This is a genomic window from Lentzea sp. (assembly GCF_036380075.1).
In the GTDB taxonomy this organism is placed as follows: Bacteria; Actinomycetota; Actinomycetes; order Mycobacteriales; family Pseudonocardiaceae; genus Lentzea.
The window spans coordinates 1-18589 of sequence record NZ_DASVFL010000350.1; the positions used below are offsets into that span (position 1 = coordinate 1).

General features: G+C 69.2%; 19 protein-coding genes. 7 read left to right on the top strand and 12 right to left on the bottom strand.

Annotation, left to right across the window (positions count from 1 at the left end):
• Positions 1 to 72: 72 nt before the first annotated feature.
• Positions 73 to 843: an IclR family transcriptional regulator gene (locus tag VF330_RS37060; protein WP_330856409.1), complete on the bottom strand. Its 771-nt coding sequence runs from the start codon at positions 841 to 843 to the stop codon at positions 73 to 75.
• Positions 844 to 963: 120 nt separating this feature from the next.
• Here VF330_RS37060 and VF330_RS37065 point away from each other — a divergent pair, with 120 nt between their 5' ends.
• From VF330_RS37065 to VF330_RS37080, 4 genes are all read left to right on the top strand, one after another.
• Positions 964 to 1284 (top strand): bifunctional 3-phenylpropionate/cinnamic acid dioxygenase ferredoxin subunit, encoded by a 321-nt coding sequence (locus tag VF330_RS37065; protein ID WP_330856410.1) that lies wholly within the window; start codon positions 964 to 966, stop codon positions 1282 to 1284.
• Positions 1281 to 2384, top strand: a complete 1104-nt coding sequence (locus VF330_RS37070) for an NAD(P)/FAD-dependent oxidoreductase (RefSeq protein ID WP_330856411.1) — start codon at positions 1281 to 1283, stop codon at positions 2382 to 2384. Before VF330_RS37065 ends, VF330_RS37070 begins: the two co-directional genes overlap by 4 nt.
• A gap of 64 nt (positions 2385 to 2448) precedes the next feature.
• Positions 2449 to 3906: an aldehyde dehydrogenase family protein gene (locus VF330_RS37075; RefSeq protein ID WP_330856412.1), complete on the top strand. Its 1458-nt coding sequence runs from the start codon at positions 2449 to 2451 to the stop codon at positions 3904 to 3906.
• Complete coding sequence (locus VF330_RS37080; RefSeq protein WP_330856413.1) at positions 3903 to 5378, top strand: GMC family oxidoreductase; 1476 nt, start codon at positions 3903 to 3905, stop codon at positions 5376 to 5378. The genes VF330_RS37075 and VF330_RS37080 overlap by 4 nt, the downstream gene beginning before the upstream one ends.
• Positions 5379 to 5504: 126 nt before the next feature.
• Here VF330_RS37080 and VF330_RS37085 read toward each other — a convergent pair whose 3' ends face one another.
• From VF330_RS37085 to VF330_RS37125, 9 genes are all read right to left on the bottom strand, one after another.
• Positions 5505 to 7055 carry a helix-turn-helix domain-containing protein gene (locus VF330_RS37085; protein WP_330856414.1) on the bottom strand — a complete coding sequence of 517 codons (1551 nt, stop codon included), beginning with the start codon at positions 7053 to 7055 and terminating at the stop codon, positions 5505 to 5507.
• Complete coding sequence (locus tag VF330_RS37090) at positions 7052 to 8344, bottom strand: MFS transporter (RefSeq protein WP_330856415.1); 1293 nt, start codon at positions 8342 to 8344, stop codon at positions 7052 to 7054. The genes VF330_RS37085 and VF330_RS37090 overlap by 4 nt, the downstream gene beginning before the upstream one ends.
• A 10-nt stretch (positions 8345 to 8354) precedes the next feature.
• Positions 8355 to 9086 (bottom strand): 3-hydroxybutyrate dehydrogenase, encoded by a 732-nt coding sequence (locus tag VF330_RS37095; protein ID WP_330856416.1) that lies wholly within the window; start codon positions 9084 to 9086, stop codon positions 8355 to 8357.
• Positions 9087 to 9383: 297 nt separating this feature from the next.
• Positions 9384 to 10403, bottom strand: a complete 1020-nt coding sequence (locus VF330_RS37100; protein ID WP_330856417.1) for an LCP family protein — start codon at positions 10401 to 10403, stop codon at positions 9384 to 9386.
• Between the two features lie 76 nt (positions 10404 to 10479).
• Positions 10480 to 10866, bottom strand: coding sequence for a DUF3037 domain-containing protein (locus tag VF330_RS37105; protein WP_330856418.1), 387 nt, complete (start codon positions 10864 to 10866; stop codon positions 10480 to 10482).
• On the bottom strand, positions 10850 to 11617 hold the full coding sequence (locus VF330_RS37110) for a HipA family kinase (protein WP_330856419.1): 768 nt from the start codon (positions 11615 to 11617) through the stop codon (positions 10850 to 10852). Before VF330_RS37110 ends, VF330_RS37105 begins: the two co-directional genes overlap by 17 nt.
• A 22-nt stretch (positions 11618 to 11639) precedes the next feature.
• Positions 11640 to 12368, bottom strand: a complete 729-nt coding sequence (locus VF330_RS37115) for an SGNH/GDSL hydrolase family protein (protein WP_330856420.1) — start codon at positions 12366 to 12368, stop codon at positions 11640 to 11642.
• Between the two features lie 50 nt (positions 12369 to 12418).
• Positions 12419 to 13471: a lactonase family protein gene (locus tag VF330_RS37120; RefSeq protein WP_330856421.1), complete on the bottom strand. Its 1053-nt coding sequence runs from the start codon at positions 13469 to 13471 to the stop codon at positions 12419 to 12421.
• Positions 13472 to 13618: 147 nt separating this feature from the next.
• On the bottom strand, positions 13619 to 14449 hold the full coding sequence (locus VF330_RS37125) for a PPK2 family polyphosphate kinase (RefSeq protein ID WP_330856422.1): 831 nt from the start codon (positions 14447 to 14449) through the stop codon (positions 13619 to 13621).
• 140 nt (positions 14450 to 14589) lie between these two features.
• Here VF330_RS37125 and rocD point away from each other — a divergent pair, with 140 nt between their 5' ends.
• From rocD to VF330_RS37140, 3 genes are all read left to right on the top strand, one after another.
• Entirely contained in the window at positions 14590 to 15825 is a 1236-nt protein-coding gene (gene rocD / locus VF330_RS37130; protein WP_330856423.1) for an ornithine--oxo-acid transaminase, read from the top strand.
• A gap of 74 nt (positions 15826 to 15899) precedes the next feature.
• Positions 15900 to 17288 carry a DUF2252 domain-containing protein gene (locus VF330_RS37135; RefSeq protein ID WP_330856424.1) on the top strand — a complete coding sequence of 463 codons (1389 nt, stop codon included), beginning with the start codon at positions 15900 to 15902 and terminating at the stop codon, positions 17286 to 17288.
• A gap of 44 nt (positions 17289 to 17332) precedes the next feature.
• Entirely contained in the window at positions 17333 to 17737 is a 405-nt protein-coding gene (locus VF330_RS37140; protein WP_330856425.1) for a GNAT family N-acetyltransferase, read from the top strand.
• Here VF330_RS37140 and VF330_RS37145 read toward each other — a convergent pair.
• Positions 17721 to 17840 (bottom strand): DUF397 domain-containing protein, encoded by a 120-nt coding sequence (locus VF330_RS37145; protein ID WP_330856426.1) that lies wholly within the window; start codon positions 17838 to 17840, stop codon positions 17721 to 17723. The two genes, VF330_RS37140 and VF330_RS37145, sit on opposite strands and share 17 nt — an antisense overlap.
• A 37-nt stretch (positions 17841 to 17877) precedes the next feature.
• The coding region (locus VF330_RS37150; RefSeq protein ID WP_330856427.1) for a DUF5753 domain-containing protein at positions 17878 to 18589 on the bottom strand (712 nt) is incomplete at its 5' end.

Below are 18589 nucleotides of genomic sequence, written 5' to 3' on the forward strand. Positions count from 1 at the left end.
TGCACGACCACGCTGGAACAGGAACCCAACTCGCCCCAACGCAACCACGCCGGAACCCCAGACGCCCCACCCTCACCCAGCGAAGTACCCCAGCTGAGCCGACAACTCCCCAGCCGCCACAACCATGACCGGAACGATCTCCCCCACCCGTTCCCGGGACAACCGATAAGAAGGCCCGGAAGCACTCATAGCCGCAACAACCTCCCCCCGATGCCCCCGCACCGGAACGGCCACGGCGTGCAACCCGAGCTCCAACTCCTCAAAACAGGCCGCATAACCCCGCCGAGCGACATCCTCCAACTCGGCCAGCAACCGCCCACCATCCACCACGGTGTTGGCCGTGTACGAATCGAGCGGCAAGGAAGCCAACCGCTTCCGCTCATCAGCAGCGAGATGAGCGAGCAGCACCTTGCCGGAGGAAGTGGCGTGCAGAGGCGTCCGCTGCCCGATCCAGTTCACCGCGGACACCGCGGCCGACCCGCGGGCCTGCGTGATGTTGATGGCCACCCCGGCGTCGTGCACGGCGATGTTGACGGTCTCGCCGAACGAGTCGGCGAGCGCCTGGCAGACCGGCTGTCCCAGCTTGGTCAGGTCCATCCGCCCGGTGGCGGCGCCGGCCAGCCGGACCACGCCGAAGCCGATGGCGTACTTGCCGCGTTCCCCGAGCTGCTCCACCAGGCCGCGCGACTCCAGCACGGAGACGAGTCTGGACACCGTCGACTTGTGCACGCCCAGCTCACCCGCGATCTCGGTGATGCCGGCCTCGCCCTGGGCGAGGAGCTCCAGCACGCTGATGGCCCTGTCGACGGACTGCACCTGAGCTGCCGACTCGGAGTTGCTCATCGCGCAACAGTATCCGGCAGGTAAAACAAGCCGGTCGACCTCTTGACGGCGCGTCGCGCGAGCCCCACATTGTGTTGCGTCATTCGGAACGTGTGCCGTTTCACGCAACGGAGGCCGACGATGATCCGCGCCTGCGCTCTCGAGGACCTGCCCCCCGGCGAGGCGGTCCGCGTCGTCGGTCCCCATGCGCCGATCGCCGTGTTCAACGCCGACGGTGTCCTGTACGCGGTCGACGACACCTGCACCCACCAGGACGCCTCGCTCAGCGAGGGCTGGCTGGAGGGCTGTTTCGTCGAGTGCCCGCTGCACGCGGCGAGCTTCGACCTTCGCACGGGCGAGCCCACGTGTCTGCCCGCCAAACGACCGGTGAGGACCTATCCCGTCCGCGTGGAGGATGGAGAGGTCTATGTCGATGTCGAGGTGAACAAGGACGTGGCGTGAGGACGATCGCGATCATCGGTGCATCACTCGCCGGTTTGAGGTCGGCGCAGGCACTGCGCCAGCAGGGGTTCGACGGACGGCTGGTCATCGTCGGCGACGAAGTCCATCTGCCCTATGACCGGCCTCCTCTCTCGAAGGACTTCCTCCTCGGCAAGGTGGAGGCGGTGCCGCTCGCGGACCAGGAGGACCTCGACGCGCTCGACGCCGAGTGGCGGCTCGGCGTGCAGGCCAGTGGGTTGCTCTCCACCCAGGAGATCGCGCTCAGCGACGGCACGACGGTCGCGGCCGACGGCGTCGTCATCGCGACGGGTGGCGTCCCGCGCACGATTCCCGGCGCGCACGTGCTGCGCACGCTCGACGACGCCGTCAAGCTCCGCGAGGCGTTCGCCCACGCGCAGAGCGTCGGTGTCATCGGCGCCGGGTTCATCGGTGCGGAGATCGCGTCGAGCGCGCGTGCGCTGGGCAAGGACGTCACCGTCGTCGAGGCGTTGCCGGCGCCGCTCATGCGGGTGCTGGGTGCCGAGATGGGCGCCGCGGTGGGACTGCTGCACGGCGACCACGGATCAACGTTGATGACCGGAGTCAACGTTGACTCGATCAATGTCGACGGCGGAATCAACCTGGCTGATGGACGCAAGGTCGACGCGGACGTCGTCGTCGCCGGCATCGGCATGCGTCCGGCCACGGACTGGCTGGCAGGTGGACCCGTCCAGGTCGACAACGGCGTCGTGTGCGACGCGGGCGGCGTGACGGCGGTGAGGAACATCGTGGCCGTCGGCGACGTAGCGAACTGCGCGGGCGTGCGCGCCGAGCACTGGACGTCCGCGACCGAGCAGGCGCAGATCGCCACCCGCAACCTGCTCGCGGGTGAGACGGTCGCCACGCACACGCACGGCGGTTATGTCTGGTCTGACCAGTACGGGTCACGGATTCAGTTCATCGGCCGATCCACGCGTGACGTTCGCGTCGAAGACGGGTCCATCGAGGACAGGAAGTTCGTCGCGACGTACCGGGACGGCGAGAACGGCGAGGACGTCGTCGGGATCGTGGCGATGAGCAACGCGCGGCTGTTCACGCGGCTGCGGAGAAACCTGAGGTAGAGACGGTCGTCACGGTTTGAAACCCACCGGCGACCGGCTACACCCCGATGTCCTTCGTGGACGGATGAACAGGGAGGCGCCCGTGTCGCCGGTGCGGCAGATCATCAACCCCTACGACCGCAGTGTTCTCACCGAGGTCGAGGACCACACCCGCGACCAGGCGATCACCGCCATCGGCAAGGCCAGAACCGCCTTCGACCACGGCGACTGGCAGCACTCCGCCCCCGAGCACCGCGCCGCCGTGCTGAACCGCGTCGCGGACCTGCTGGAGCGCGACAAGGAGGACATCGCCCGCACCGAGACGCTCGACACCGGCAAGACGCTGGTCGAGAGCCGCATCGACGTGGACGACGTCGTGTCCGTGTTCCGCTACTACGGCAACCTCGCCGGGCTGCTGCACCCGAAGATCGTCCAGGGCGCGCCGGCGGACGTCATCAGCCGCGTCGACTACGAGCCCGTCGGCGTCTGCGGCCTGATCGCGCCCTGGAACTACCCGCTGCTGCAGATCTCCTGGAAGATCGCGCCGGCCCTGCTCGCGGGCAACACGCTCGTCGCGAAGCCCAGCGAGATCACGCCGCTGACCACGATCAAGCTCTTCGAGCTGCTGCAGGAGGCCGGGCTGCCGGACGGCGTCGCGAACCTCGTCCTCGGCACCGGCCCCGAGGTCGGCGCGCCGCTGAGCGAACACCCGGACGTCGACCTCGTCTCGTTCACCGGCAGCCTCGCCACCGGTCAGCGGATCATGGCGTCGGCGGCGAAGACGGTGAAGAAGGTCGCGCTCGAACTGGGTGGCAAGAACCCGAACATCGTCTTCGCGGACGCCGACCTCGACACCGCGGTCGACTACGCGCTGACGGCCGCGTTCTTCCACGCCGGCCAGGTCTGCTCGTCGGGCACGCGGCTGCTCGTGCACTCCAGCGTCTACGACGACTTCGTCACCGAGGTCGCCCGCAGGGCGGAGAAGATCAAGCTGGGCAACGGTCTCGACGAGGACACCGAGTCGGGCCCGCTGGTCAGCGAGGAGCACCGCGCCAAGGTCGAGAGCTACGTCGAGCTCGCGAAGCAGGAGGGCGCCACGCTCAAGGCGGGCGGCCGGCGCCCGCAGGAAACCGAGCTCCAGGACGGTTTCTTCTTCCGCCCCACCGTCTACGCGGACTGCCGCCGGGACATGCGGCTCGTCCAGGACGAGACGTTCGGCCCGATCATCACCGCCGAGCGCTTCGAGTCCGAGGAGGAGGCCGTCGCGCTGGGCAACGACACCGACTACGGCCTCGCGGGCGGCGTCTGGAGCCAGGACCTCGACAAGGCGCAGCGCGTCGCGAAGAAGCTCCGGCACGGCACGGTCTGGATCAACGAGTTCGGCCCGTACCTGCCGCAGGCGGAGTGGGGCGGCTTCAAGCGCTCCGGTGTCGGCCGCGAGCTCGGCACCGCGGGCCTGCACGAGTACACCGAGCCCAAGCACGTGTACCAGAACCTCAAGCCGCAGGCCCAGAACTGGTTCGCGCGAAGGGACTCGAAGTGACCGCTTACGACTACGTCATCGTCGGAGGCGGAACAGCGGGGTGCGTCCTCGCCGCGCGGCTCACCGAGGACCCGTCCGTCACGGTCGCGGTCATCGAGGGCGGTCCGTCCGACGTCGGCGACGAGAAGATCCTCAACCTGCGCAACTGGATCAACCTGCTCGAGACCGAGTACGACTACGACTACCCGACCGTCGAGCAGCCCCGCGGCAACTCGCACATCCGGCACAGCCGCGCGAAGGTGCTCGGCGGGTGCTCCAGCCACAACACGCTGATCTGCTTCACCCCGCTGCCGCAAGACTTCGACGACTGGGGTCACGGCTGGACGTGGGACGCGCTCGGCCCGTACTACGACAAGGTCCAGCTCAACATCATCCCGGTGGCGGAGAAGGACAGGAACCCGATCGCGAAGGACTTCGTGGCGGCCGCTCAGGAGGCCACCGGCGTCCCCGAGGTCGGCGACTTCAACGCGGAGCCGTTCGAGGACGGCACCGGTTTCTTCTCCATCGCCTACCACCCGGAGAAGAACAACCAGCGCTCGTCGGCGTCGACCGCCTACCTGCACGAGATCCTCGGCAGCCGCCGGAACCTGACGCTGCTGCTGCACACCTGGGCGAGCAAGATCGAGTTCGACGGCACCGAGGCGATCGGCGTGCACACCGACAAGGGCTACGTCGAGGCGAACAAGGAAGTCCTGCTCTGCGCGGGCGCCATCGACACCCCGCGGCTGATGATGCTGTCGGGCGTCGGCGACTCCGCGCACCTGCGCAACATCGGCATCGAGCCGAAGCACCACCTGCCCGGCGTCGGCGAGAACCTGCTCGACCACCCCGAGTCGGTGATCGTGTGGGAGACCACGAAGCCGCTGCCGGAGAACTCGGTGATGGACTCCGACGCGGGTCTGTTCATCCGGCGCGACTCCTCCGACCCCAGGCCGGACCTGATGTTCCACTTCTACCAGATCCCCTTCACCACCAACACGGAACGCCTCGGCTACCCGAAGGTGGAGCACGGGGTCTGCATGACGCCGAACATCCCGCGGCCGCACAGCAAGGGCCGGATGTGGCTGAAGTCGGGCGATCCCAACGAGAAGCCGGCGCTGGACTTCGGGTACTTCACCAACCCGGACGGCTACGACGAGCAGACCCTCGTCGACGGCTTCAGGATCGCGCGGAAGATCGCCGAGCAGGAACCGCTGAAGTCGTGGCTCAAGCGGGAGATCGCGCCCGGCCCGGACGTCACGAGCGACGAGGCGCTGTCCGAGTACGGCCGCAGGGCCGCGCACACCGTCTACCACCCGGCCGGCACGTGCGCGATCGGGTCCGTCGTGGACGGTGACCTCAAGGTCGTCGGGCTGGAGGGCCTGCGGGTCGTCGACGCGTCGGTGTTCCCGACCATGCCGACGGTGAACCCGATGGTCACGGTCCTCATGATCGGAGAGCGCGCCGCCGACCTGATCAAGGGAGCCCGGTGACCCGACGGCCGAGGACAGGCTGAAGGACCTCGGGTGCACGTCGGAGTTCAAGCGGGACATGAGTCCCTGGTGGCGCTGATCTTCGGTGAACTGGTCGCGCAGTACCCCGTGGCGGGCGACGCCGTGTCATCCCTGCAAGCGGAGTAGGCGCAGGGCGAGCTGCACCTCCAGCACGCGGTCCGGCGTCTGCCAGTCGGCGCCGAGCAACGACGAGACCCGGTCGAGCCGTTGCGTGACCGTGTTGACGTGGAGGTGCAGCTCCGCTTTGGCACGGCTGAGGTTCGCGCCGCAGCGGAAGTAGACCTCCAGCGTGTGCACCAGTTCCGTGCCGCGTTCGGCGTCGTAGTCGAGCACCGGCCCGAGCACCGACCGCACGTAGCCGGACACGTCGGCGCGGTCGCCCAGCAGCACGCCGACGAACCCCAGGTCGTCGAGCGTCGCCGCGTCCTTCTCCCGCCCCAGCTGCTTCAACGCCTTCAGGCACCGCCGTGCCTCCTCGAACGCCGCCGCGATGGCCACCGGGCCCGCGACCGGCCCGCACGCGCCCACGGTCGCGTCCAGCGCCTTCGCCACGTCGCGCATCACGCCGGTGGACGACGACGGCAACGCCAGGACGACATCACGCCCGCGCGAGCCTGCGAGTCCTCTGTGGACTGATGCGTAGTGCGTGGCACCGGACAGGTTGCCGTCCGCCACCAGCACGACGTGCGGATCGGTCAGCTCGACCCCCACCCGGCGGGCCCGCGCCAGCAGTCCGGCGGCGTCCCTGCCGTCGAGGACGTCGGTGATCAGCTCACCGCGGACCTTGTTCTCCGCCTCGGCCACGGTACGCCGCAACAGCAACAACAACGCCGTCACCGCCGCCGACCGCTCGAACAGCCGCCGGTCCGCGTCGGAGAGGTCGGGACGGCCGGAGAACGTGATCCCGCCCAGCAGCTCGGACCCCGCGAGCACCGCGCACACCCACACCTGGCCCACCAGCACCGCACGCCCGTTGGCCCGCACCGCCGGGGAGGGCACGGTGTCCAGCACCTCGACCGTTCCGCCGAGCAGCTCCCCCACCGCGGCGGCGACCTCGGCCGAGGAACCGCCGCGCAGCACCAGGTCCGTGAGCCGGTCGTGGGCTTCCTCGGCCCGTTTCATGGCCTCGTTGTGCGACTGGATCGTCGCGAACAACGACGCCGTGTCGATCGCGATGGCCGCGTGGTCGGCCAGCGACTGCAACAGCGCCACTTCCTCCGGCGGGAACTCGCGCGGGGTCCGGTCGGCCGCGTACAGCACGCCGATGACCTTCGAGTCGAGCTTCAGCGGCACGCCCAGGATCGCGGTCAGGCCCTCGTCGCGCACCGCCGAGTCGATCGGCGTGGTGTGGTTGAAGCGGGCGTCGGCGAAGTAGTCGGAGCTCGCGTACGGCCGCGCGGTCTGCGCGACCAGGCCACCCAGTCCTTCGCCGAGACCGAGCCGGACCTTCTGGAACAACGGCGAGAACGACCCGTCCGTCACCCTCATGTAGGTGCCGGCCGGGTCGTTCATCGACAGGTACGAGACGTCCGTCCCGAGCAGCGTCCGCGCCCTGCGCACGATCGAGCGGAGAACCGCGTCCGGGTCGCGCATGCCCGCGAGCTCGGACGCGGTCTCGAACAACGCCGCCAGTTCGGCCTCACGCCGTCGTGTCACACCCCAACCCTGTCACGTTCCTCCAGGTCCGCACCACGGGTCTCGCGCGCGAACAGGACGGACACGAGCGTGATCACGCAGGTGACCACCACGTAGATCGCGATCGGCACCGACGACCCGTACGCCTGCAGCAGCGCCGTCGCGATCAACGGAGCCAGCGCGCCGGCCGCGATCGACGCCAGCTGGTAGCCGACCGACGCGCCGGAGTAGCGCACCCGCGTCCCGAACAGCTCCGAGAAGAACGCCGCCTGCGGTCCGTACATCGCGCCGTGCAACACCAGGCCGACGGTCGTGGCGAGCGTGATCAGCACCGGGTCCTTCGTGTCGAGCAGCGCGAAGAACGCGAAGATCCACACGCCCATGCCGACCGTGCCGACGAGGTAGACCGGCCTGCGCCCGAACCTGTCCGAGAGGTGGCCCCACACCGGGATCGTGACGAGGTGCACGGCGGACGCGACCAGCACCGCGTTGAGCCCCACAGACTTCGACAGCCCGAGCCCGGTCACGACGTAGACGAGGATGAACGCCGTGATCACGTAGTAGGACACGTTCTCGGCGAACCGCGCGCCCATCGCGATCAGCACCTCGCGCCAGTTGTGCTTCAGCAGCTCCAGCGCGGGCGCCTTCTCCTGCACAGGCTCCTTCGACCGCTTTTCCTGCGCCGCGAGGAAGACCGGCGACTCCGACACCGACAACCGGATCCACAGGCCGATCACCACGAGCACACCGGAGAGCAGGAACGGGATCCGCCAGCCCCACGCGAGGAAGTCGGCGTCCGACTGCACCGCCGCCAGCACCGCGAGCACCGCCGTCGCCAGCAGGTTGCCGCACGGCACACCGGCCTGCGGCCACGACGCCCAGAACCCGCGCCGCTCCGGGTCGCCGTGCTCCGACACGATCAGGACGGCCCCGCCCCACTCACCGCCGAGCGCGAACCCCTGCACCAGCCGCAACACGGTCAGCAGCACCGGCGCCAGCACGCCCACCGACGCGTACGTCGGCAGCACGCCCATCAGCATCGTCGCGCCGCCCATCAGCAGCAGCGACAGCACGAGCAGCTTCTTGCGCCCCAGCCGGTCGCCGAAGTGGCCGAACACGAGACCGCCCAACGGTCGGGCCAGGAAGCCGATCGCGTACGTGGTGAACGCGAGCAGCGTGCCGGTCAGCGGGTCCGCCGTGGGGAAGAACAGCTTGTTGAACACCAGGGCGGCCGCCGAGCCGTAGAGGAAGAAGTCGTACCACTCGACGGTCGTCCCGATGAGCGAAGCGCCTACCACCTTTTTGATCATCGACAACTCCTCATTGAGCGGTCCAGCCGCCGTCGACGGCCAACGACGTACCTGTGACAAAACTGTTGTCGCACAACCACAGCACCGCGTCGGCGACCTCGGAGGGCTCGATCAGCCGTTTGACCGCGCTGCGGTGGAGGAAGATCTCCGACGAGACGTCGTCCTCGGGGATGCCGTGCACGCGCGCCTGGTCCGCGATCTGCTTCTCCACCAACGGGGTCCGCACGTAGCCGGGCGCGACGCAGTTCGACGTGACGCCGAACGGCGCGCCTTCGAGGGCGGCGACCTTGGAGAACCCCTCCAGGCCGTGCTTCGCGGCGACGTAGGCCGACTTGAACGCGGACGCGCGCAGCCCGTGCACGCTGGAGATGTGGACCAACCGGCCCCAGCCGGCGTCGTACATGTGCGGCAGGACGTGCCGGGTGAGCCGGAACGCCGCCCCCAGCATCAGCTCGACCATCGCCGAGAAGCGCTCGGCGGGGAACTCGTGGATGGGCGCGACGTGCTGCACGCCGGCGTTGTTGACCAGGACGTCGATCTCGGCGGGCAGGGCCGCGACCGGTTCGGTCAGGTCGAGGACGTGCCCGACCCCGCCGAGCTCCTCGGCGAGCGGCAGCACCCGCGGATCGCGGTCGACCAGGTGGACCTTCGCGCCCTCGGAGGCCAGCGCCTGGGCGCAGGCCAGGCCGATGCCGCTCGCGGCTCCGGTGACCAGCGCGGTGTGACCCGTGACACTCGACATGACCGGAAACGGTAGGCGTCACGGGCCGTGATCAACATGTGGCCGATCCACACAACGCCTGGTCACCTGGTGGCTTTAGCCAACATTTAGCGCAAACGGCGCATAGCGCGAAAAAGTTTGGGTACAGGGGCGTAAGCTCCCGTCACCTGAACGGGGGAAGATCAGTCTGTGTCAGTCCGAGGGGGACCCACGATGTCCACAACGCCCATTTACGACGACCTCCTGCGCGAGCTCGACGAGATCGCACAGGAGGCCGGGTTGACCGGCTCGGAGCCCACGCCCGAGCCCGCCGAGTAGTTACTGCGGAACGGCGATCAGCTCGGCGGGCACCGGCTCGTCCTTGCTGATCAGGTCGAAGAGCTGCGAGGCCTTCTCCTTGTTCCACTGCACGACCGAGCCCGCACCGGGCACCGTCGGCGTGGAACCGACCGGCACGGTGCCGCTCGTCGCCTCGCTCATGTTGAGCGCGACGCTCGCCAGGTGCCACACGTGGTCGTCGTCGTTGACCGACACCGCGCCCGACGCCGCGCTCATCAGCGGGAAGACGCGGAACGGGTTGACCAGCGTGGCCGGGCTCTTGACCTTGGCGAACAACGCCGACAGGAACTTCCGCTGGTTCTGCACGCGCTGCAGGTCCGCGGTCGCGAACGCGCGCGTCCTGACGAAGCCGAGCGCCTGCGGCCCGTCGAGCTCCTGGCAGCCCGCGGGCAGGTCGATGCCGGCCAGCGGGTCCTTGATGGGCTCGTCGAGGCAGATGTCGACGCCGCCGACCGCGTCCACCATGTCGGAGAACCCGCCGAAGCCGATCTCCATGTAGTGGTCGATCCGCACGCCCGTCGCGCCCTCGACGGTCTTCACGAGCAGCTGCGGACCGCCGAACGCGTACGCGGCGTTGACCTTGTTGCGGCCGTTGCCCTCGATCGCGACGTAGGAGTCGCGCGGGATCGACAGCAGCACCGGCTTCGCGGCGTTGTTGTCCGGCAGGTGCAGCATCATGATGGTGTCGGTGCGCCGACCGGCCGCGTCACCGGTGGCGAGCGCGTCCTTCTGCTCCTGCGTCAGGCCTTCCCGCGCGTCCGAGCCGACGAGCAGCCACGTGGTGCCCGGCGTCTCCGCGGGACGGCCCTCGTAGTCCGGCAGCGCGTTGATCCGGGTCAGCGTCGAGTCGACGTAGAACCCGAACCCGACGGCACCCAGAACCAGGACGAGCAGCAGCACCAGGATGACGCGTCCGGGACGCCTCTTCTTCCGCACCGGCCGCTGCGGCGGCATGGGCCGCCGCGGCTGCTGGTAGCCGTGGTGATACCCAGCGCTCATTGTTCGCCAACCCCGATCGCTTCAGTTCCGCTTTGCACCTAGGGACGCGAGTCGCCCGTCCAGGTTGCGAGGAAACCTACCGGGGTGGCAGCACCAACGCTTCGAAGAGGCGCCTGACCTCGGCCGACGGGTCCTCGGTGAAACCCGTGTGCGCGGGCGAGGTCTGGACGATGGTGCTGCGCGGCGCCGTGAGCCACCGGAACCGCTGCCCGACGGTCGTCCCGCTGACCGGCCCGGCGCCGGCGCTGCCGTCGCACGAGTCGGTGAGGTGCTTCAGGCTGCTTTCGAGCACCTCGACGTCGAGCCGCGGGTCGAGCACCCGCAGCCGGTCGCCGTCCACATGGGTCTTGGCGCACAGGAAGTCGAGCGCCCGGCAGTAGACGATGACGCCGACGTTCATGAACTCGCCGCGTTCCTGCAGCGGCACGGCCCGCAGCAGCGCGTACTCAAACACGTGCGGCACGCGCGGCCTCCAGCGAGTCGACCCAGCCGCGGTGCGCGAGGCGGTAGGTGAAGAAGTCCTTGTAGCGCTGCCGCAGCTCGGCCGGGTCGCCTTCGAGCCACTCGTCGGGAACGAGCGCGAGCACCTCGTCGAGCAGCTCCGGCGTGATCTTCGCGGCCATCGCGGCGTCCACTTCGGACAGCGGGCCGGCGTTGGGCAGCATCGCGTGGTCGGACGGGTCGAACCGGAAGTCCTTGGTGGCGGGCCGGTCCTCGCTCCACGAGTAGTGGAAGTACAGCGAGGCGCCGTGGTCGATCAGCCACGGTTCGCGGTGCCACAGCAGCATGTTCGGGTTGCGCCAGCTGCGGTCCACGTTCAGCACGAGGGCATCGAACCACAGCAGCTCCGTCGCCAGTGCGACGCCCGGATCGCGCACGACCGGGTTGAAGTCGAACGAGCCGGGCAGGTAGTCGAGGCCGAGGTTGAGGCCGCCGCTGGCCTTGAGCAGCTCCTGGACCTCCTGGTCGGGCTCCGCGCGCCCCAGCTCGGGGTCGAGGTGCACCAGGACGATCTCGGGGATGCGGAAGCCCAGCCGCCGCGCCAGCTCGCCGACGACGACCTCGGCGACCAGCACCTTCACGCCCTGCCCTGCGCCACGGAACTTCACCACGTACATGCCCAGGTCGTCGGCCTCGACCAGGCCCGGCATCGACCCGCCCTCGCGGAACGGGGTCACGTACCGGGTGGCCGTGACCTCCCTCAGAAGACTCACCCGCGCATGATCACACGAACGGCTACCGGAAGCCGAGCAGGATTCGGGCGTAGGCCGCCTGACCTGCCTTGTTCGGGTGGTAGGAGTCGCCGACCGGGGTGGTGAGGCCGTTCATCCACGGCTCCGCGGCGCACACGCCGTGGTCCGCAAACGCTTCCCTGGCGTCCACGAACCGCGCGCGGGCCCTCTCGGCGGCCCCGGCGACGACCGCGGCCAGCTCGTCGGCCGCGTCGTTCAGGGCCATCCGCTTGGCGGCGGACAGCGCCCGGCAGCCGTCGTCCGGCGTGAACAGCCGTGGGTACCCGACCACCACGAGCTGGGCCCTCGGCGCGGCGCCGCGGATCGCCGCGTAGGTCGCGTCGAGCCGCGCCGGCAGCTCGGAGCGGGTGAACTCCCGCGCCTGCGCCACCCTGGTGCCGCACGCGCGGTCGCCGTTCAGCGTGCAGGTCGTCAGCACGTCGGCGAACCCGAGGTCGTTGCCGCCGATGGTGATCGTCACCAGCGTCGTGGCCGGGGTCAGCGCCCTCAGCTGCGGCCGCAGCGACCGGGTGGTCGCCCCGCTGCACGCCACGAACCGGAACGACGGGAAGTCCTTGCCCCGCAACGCCGGGTAGGCGTTCGCACTGCGGCGGCACGCGCCGTCCACGTACGAACCGGCACCCGCGCCGGACGCGTAGGAGTCGCCGAGTGCGACGTACTCCGGGGCGATCGGCGCGGGCGCCAGCAGGGCGACCGCGAGCACTCCAGCCATGAATCCCATGAGTCACGGAGTACCACTGTCGCAAGAGGACCAGAAGAGCGTTAACCCAGTCGTGTGGGCAGCACGCAGACCGGGATCTCGGTCTTCAACGGCGTCCCGGACGGCGTCAGCCTGCCCGTGGAGCGGTCGACCGCGAACGAAGTGACGAGGCTGGAGTTCTGGTTGGCCGCGAAAAGGAACGACCCGGTCGGGTCGAACACGACGTGCCGCGGGTACTTGCCGCCGACCGGCGTGGTGCCGACCAGGGTCAGCCCTGCGCCGTCGACCGCGAACTGCGCCACGCTGTCGTGGCCGCGGTTCGACAGGTAGACGAACTTGCCGTCGGCGGAGACGAGCACCTCGGCCGGGTAGTTGCGCTCGGTGGCGGGCGGCGCGGTCTTGAGCACCTGGCCCGGCGTGAGCTTCCCGTCGGCGTACGCGCAGGCCACGATCGTCGAGTCCAGCTCGTTCGCCACGTACGCGGTCCTGCCGTTCGGGTGGAACGCGATGTGCCGCGGTCCGGCGCCGGGCGCGAGCTTCGCCGTCGAGACGAGCTGGAGCCGGCCGGTGAACGAGTAGAAGAACACCGAGTCGGCGCCCAGGTCGACCGCCGCCGCGTACTTCCCCGCCGGGTCGAACACGACGTGGTGGGCGTGCGGGCCCGCCTGGCGGTCCCGGTCGGGCCCGGAGCCCTTGTGCTGCACCTTCTGCGTCCGTGCGCCGAGGCTGCCGTCGGTGTTGACTCCGAAGACGCTCAGCGAGCCGGACGAGTAGTCCGCGGTGATCAGGAACTTCCCGGACGGGTCGAGCGTCAGGTGGCACGGGTCGGCGCCGCCGGTCGCCTGCTTGTTGATCACCTTCAGCGTGGCCGCGTCGATCGCCGTGACCTCGCCCTGCGAGTTCTCGTTGACCGCGTACAGGAACCGGCCGTCGCGCGACTCGACCACGAACGACGGGTTGACCACGCCGGCGATGACGCCGGTCTGGGCCAGCTGGCCCGTGGCGGTGTCGTACGTGCCGACTCCGATGCCCTTGGCCCCGCCGCTCCACGTCGTGTACGCGCCGAAGAACACTCTTCTGGTGGCAGGTGCCGCCTCAGCGGTTCCTCCGGTCATCAGCAGTCCAGCTCCCACGCCCATGGCTCCGAGAAAACGTCGCCGGTCCACACCCACGTCCGCACCTCCGGTAGTTCGTCGGCGGCGGCACGATCAACACTGGACCAGACCACTGCGGCGGTGCAACAGGGGCGTCGAAGATTGCGCCTAGCGCAACGGGTCGTTCGACACCAGCCGGGCCTTCTCGGCCTCCAGGTCGTAGGCGGGCGGCGGGAACTTCGGGTCCATCTCGCGCAGGGTTTCGAGCAGCAGCCGGCTGATCGCCCAGTTGCGGTACCACTTGCGGTCGGACGGCACGGCGTACCAGGGAACGTCCGAGCAGTTGCGCAGCGCCTGCGTGTAGGCGTCCTGGTACTTAGACCACTTCGACCGGACGTCGATGTCGGACGGGTTGTACTTCCAGTTCTTGCGCGGGTCGTCGAGGCGGGCGAGCAGCCGTTCCTTCTGGACCTCGGGCGAGATGTGCAGGAAGCACTTGATCAGCGTGGTGCCGGATTCGGTCAGCTCGCGTTCGAAGGCGTTGATCTCCCGGTAACGCCCGCGCAGCTCCGCGGCCGTGATCAGGCGCTCTACTTTGGGCACGAGGACGTCCTCGTAGTGGGAGCGGTCGAACGCGCCGATGCGGCCCTTCTCGGGCAGCGCCTTGCGGATGCGCCACAGGTAGTGGTGCCGCAGCTCGGCGGCGGTCGGCTTCTTGAACGACGCGATGTGCACGCCCTGCGGGTTCACCAGCCCGACGACGTGGCTGACCACACCGCCCTTGCCGGAGGTGTCCATGCCCTGCAGCACCAGCAGCACCGACCGGGTGCCCTCGGCGTACAGCGCCTCCTGCAGACCGTCGAGCTCGGTCCCGGTGGCGGCGAGGTCGTCAGCCGCCTCCTTCTTGTTCTTGGGACCGATCGGGCGGCCCGCGGGGTCGAGGGTGGACAGGTCCACCTCGTCGAGCCGGAGGGCGTCACGAACCGACTTCTTCGCCATCATCAGACCGTAGCGATTCACCGCCGATTCCGCCCGCTGTGCAAGGAAGTGCCACGGAAGAATGAATCTACGCAACGAACTACGGCTCTGCGCAACGCTTGACGGCTGAAATCGCTTGTAGACGCACCTAGCCTTGGAGGATGACCGCCATCGCTGAGCACGACGCCACCACCAGCGCTGACTACATCGCCCTAGACGAGGAGTGGAGCACCCACAACTACCACCCGCTGCCGGTGGTGCTCTCGCACGGCGAGGGGGCGTGGGTGACCGACGTCGAGGGACGCCGCTACCTCGACTTCCTGTCCGGCTACTCGTCGCTCAACTTCGGCCACCGCCACCCCGCCCTGGTGGCCGCCGCCGTCGAGCAGCTCGGCCGCGTCACGCTGACCAGCCGCGCGTTCCACCACGACCAGTTCGGCCTGTTCTGCCGCGAGCTGGCGACGCTGACCGGCACCGAGATGGTGCTCGCGATGAACTCCGGCGCCGAGGCCGTCGAGTCCGCGATCAAGGTCGCCCGCAAGTGGGCCTACCGGGTCAAGGGCGTGCCGGAGGGCACCGCCGAGATCATCGTGGCCGGGTCCAACTTCCACGGCCGCACCACGACCATCGTGTCGTTCTCGACCGACGAGACCGCGCGCAACGACTTCGGCCCGTTCACGCCCGGCTTCAAGGTCGTCAAGTACGGCGCCCTGGACGAGGTCGAGTCCGCGATCTCGCCGCGCACCGCCGCCGTGCTGATCGAGCCGATCCAGGGCGAGGCCGGCGTCGTCGTGCCGCCCGCCGGGTACCTCGCGGGCGTCCGCCGCCTGTGCGACGAGAACAACGTGCTGATGATCGCCGACGAGATCCAGTCCGGCCTCGGCCGCACCGGCGAGCTGTTCGCGCTCGACCACGAGGGCGTGCGCGCCGACCTCTACACGCTCGGCAAGGCCCTCGGCGGCGGCATCCTGCCGGTGTCCGCGGTGGTCGGGTCGCGGGCGGTGCTGGGCGTGCTGAAGCCCGGCGAGCACGGGTCGACGTTCGGCGGCAACCCCCTCGCGTGCGCCGTTGGGCGGGCGGTCGTGCGGCTGCTGGAGACCGGCGAGTTCCAGGAGCGCTCACGTGAGATGGGCGACCACCTGCACACGGAACTGAACAAGCTCGTCGGTCACGGCATCGCCGAGGTGCGCGGGCGCGGGCTGTGGGCCGGTGTCGAGATCGCGCCGGGCGGTCCGGTGGGCCGGGCCGCCTCCGAGGCGCTGTCGGTGCGCGGGGTGCTGTGCAAGGAGACGCACGCGTCGACGTTGCGCGTCGCTCCCCCGCTGGTGATCACGCGGGACGAGATCGACCTGGGCGTGCAAGCGATTGCGGAGGTCGTTCGTCCCGATTTGGGGTGATTTCCACGCCTGCGCAGGTCACAAATGCGGCGGATGGGCCTCCTGGTTCGTCCGCCGCAGGCATCATGACTCATATGGGTGAACGGGTTCGCGCGAAGGCCGCCGCGGCACTGGGTCGCTGGGTGGAGCCGGACGAGGTCTACTCGCAGGGCAAGGCGCTGCGGTCCGAAGTGGACTTCAAGGCGCACCGGGCGATGTCGCTGGCCGACGCGCGCCCGTCCGTGCTGGAGTACGTGCGCGCCAGCAACGAGGGCCGGCTGGAGCACCTCGTCCCGTTGCGGATCGGCCGGATGCTCGAGAACCCGTTCGCGTTCTTCCGCGGCTCGGCGGGCCTGCAGGCGGGCGACCTCGCCGCCGGGTGCGCGACGGGACTTCACGCTCAGTTGTGCGGTGATGCACACGCCGCGAACTTCGGCCTGTACGGCACGCCCGAGGGCCAGATCGTCATGGACATCAACGACTTCGACGAGACGCTGCCCGGCCCGTGGGAGTGGGACCTCAAGCGGCTCGTGACGTCGCTGGTGCTGGCCGGTCGTGTCGGCGGCGTGTCGGACAAGGGCTGCCGCGACGCCGCCGAGGACGCCGTCGACGCCTACCGCAAGACGATCAGGCACCTCGCCGAGATCCCGTTCATGGACTCGTGGACCGCGCTCGGCGACGAGTCGACGCTGTCGAAGGTCAAGGCCGACGACCTGATCAACGACTTCTCCAAGGCCGCCGAGAAGTCGCGCAGGAACACCAGCGCCCGCTTCGCCGCGAAGTGGACCGCGCACGACGGCGAGAAGTGGCGGTTCGTCACGAACCCGCCGACGTTCACCGAGGTCACCCAGAAGACCGCGGACGCGGTGGTCGGCGCGCTGCCGTCCTACGTGGACACCCTGCGCGAGTCCCGCCGCAACCTGATCATGCGCTACGGCGTCTCGGACGTGGCGTTCCGCGTCGTCGGCACCGGCAGCGTCGGCCTGCGCAACTACCTGGTCCTGTTGCACGGCAACGGAACCGAGGCGCTGGTGCTCCAGGTCAAGGAGGCCCGTCAGTCGGCGTTGCAGCCGTTCCTGGACGTCGACCCCGCCAAGCACGAGGGCAAGCGGATCGTGCACGGCGCCCGGCTCGTGCAGGCGGAGACCGACATCCTGCTGGGCTGGACCACGGTCGAGGGCCGGCACTTCATCGTGCGGCAGTTCCGCAACCGCAAGGGCGAGATCGACGCGACCACGCTCAAGCGCGACGACCTCGACGACTACGGACGGTTCGCCGGCGCGCTGCTGGCCCGCGCGCACACCCGGTCGCTGGACCCGCGGCTGCTCGCCGGGTACTTCCAGAACGGCGGCGGCAACGACCTGGACGAGGCGTTCGCGAAGTACGCGTTCGACTACGCCGACCAGACCGAGGCCGACCACGAGGACCTGACGAAGCTGGTCAAGGCCGGGAAGCTGCCCGCGCACGTCGAAGAGGACCGCTGACGCGCCTGCGGGCCCCTACCGCCAAGTTGACCTAGCCTGGCCAGGTGAAGATCCGTCGCGCCGCCACACCAGACGACGTGTCCGCCGCCGCGCACCTGTTCGACGCGCCGCCGCGGCCGGACGCGACCGCCCGGTTCCTGGCGCAGGACCACAGCCACCTGCTGATCGCCTACGTCGGCGACCAGCCCGCGGGGTTCGTGTCCGGGGTCGAGACGACGCACCCCGACAAGGGCACCGAGATGTTCCTCTACGAGCTGGGCGTGGACGACGCGTTCCTGCGCCGCGGCATCGGCACCGCCCTGGTCGAGGCGCTGCGCACCCTGGCGGCCGAACGCGGCTGCTACGCGATGTGGACCGGCACCGCCGCCGGCGACACGGCGGCGCAGGCCACCTACAAGAAGGCCGGTGGGTCGGTCGGCGACGGCGCGTTCGTCAGCTGGGAGCTGTGACGGCGGCGACCAGCGCCTGCCAGGCCTGGGACGAGAAGGCGAGGGTCGCGCCGGGGTTCTTGGAGTCGCGCACGAGTGCGTCGTGCCCAAGCGAAACTTCCACGCATTCGCTGTCGCCGGTTCCGCTGCTGTAGCTGCTCTTACGCCAGGTCCGTTCGTGAGCCATGGGATTCCCCTCGGAGTTTGCTGACGTACTCCGCCAGCATGCTCCTTGATTGTTCCTCATCCAAGGCCACTGCATCCAACCGCTTGAAGAGCGCCCGACTCCGGGTGACAGCGGCCTTGTCTTGCGCGAACACCTTGGCAAGGCTGCTCTCGGTGTAGGCGACCGCTGACGCCTTCTCGAACTCGAAGAGGGTGCATTTCGGCTGGACCGCGGCTTTCATGGCCGAAGTGGGCACGATCCGCAGGACGTGCGACCGGTGCAGGAGCCGCAGGTACTGTTCCAACACATCCTGTGCGTCCCCGAGATGCACCTGAAGCGCTATTTCGTGCAGGTAGAACACGCATTCCGGGCGATTGTGTCGCCGCATGATCGACTGTCGCTCGATGCGCAACTGGACCATCTTGTCGATGTCCTCGGGATTCTCGATCCCCGTCTCCACGAACAGTGCCCGCGCGTACGCCTCCGTCTGCACGAGGCCATGGATCGTGACCACGTCGTAGGCGGTGATCTTGGTGGCCATCGACTCCGCCATCGCGATGGTCCGGAGGTTGTCGGGCACCTGGACGAAGTACAGGTCGAAGGCGTGCCGGTAGCGGCGGCGGAACTCCTCGAAGAAGTCGACGTCCTTGCCGCACAGCGTCAGGTACTGCACCAGGTCGATCTCGCTCGCACGCGCCCGTCCGTGC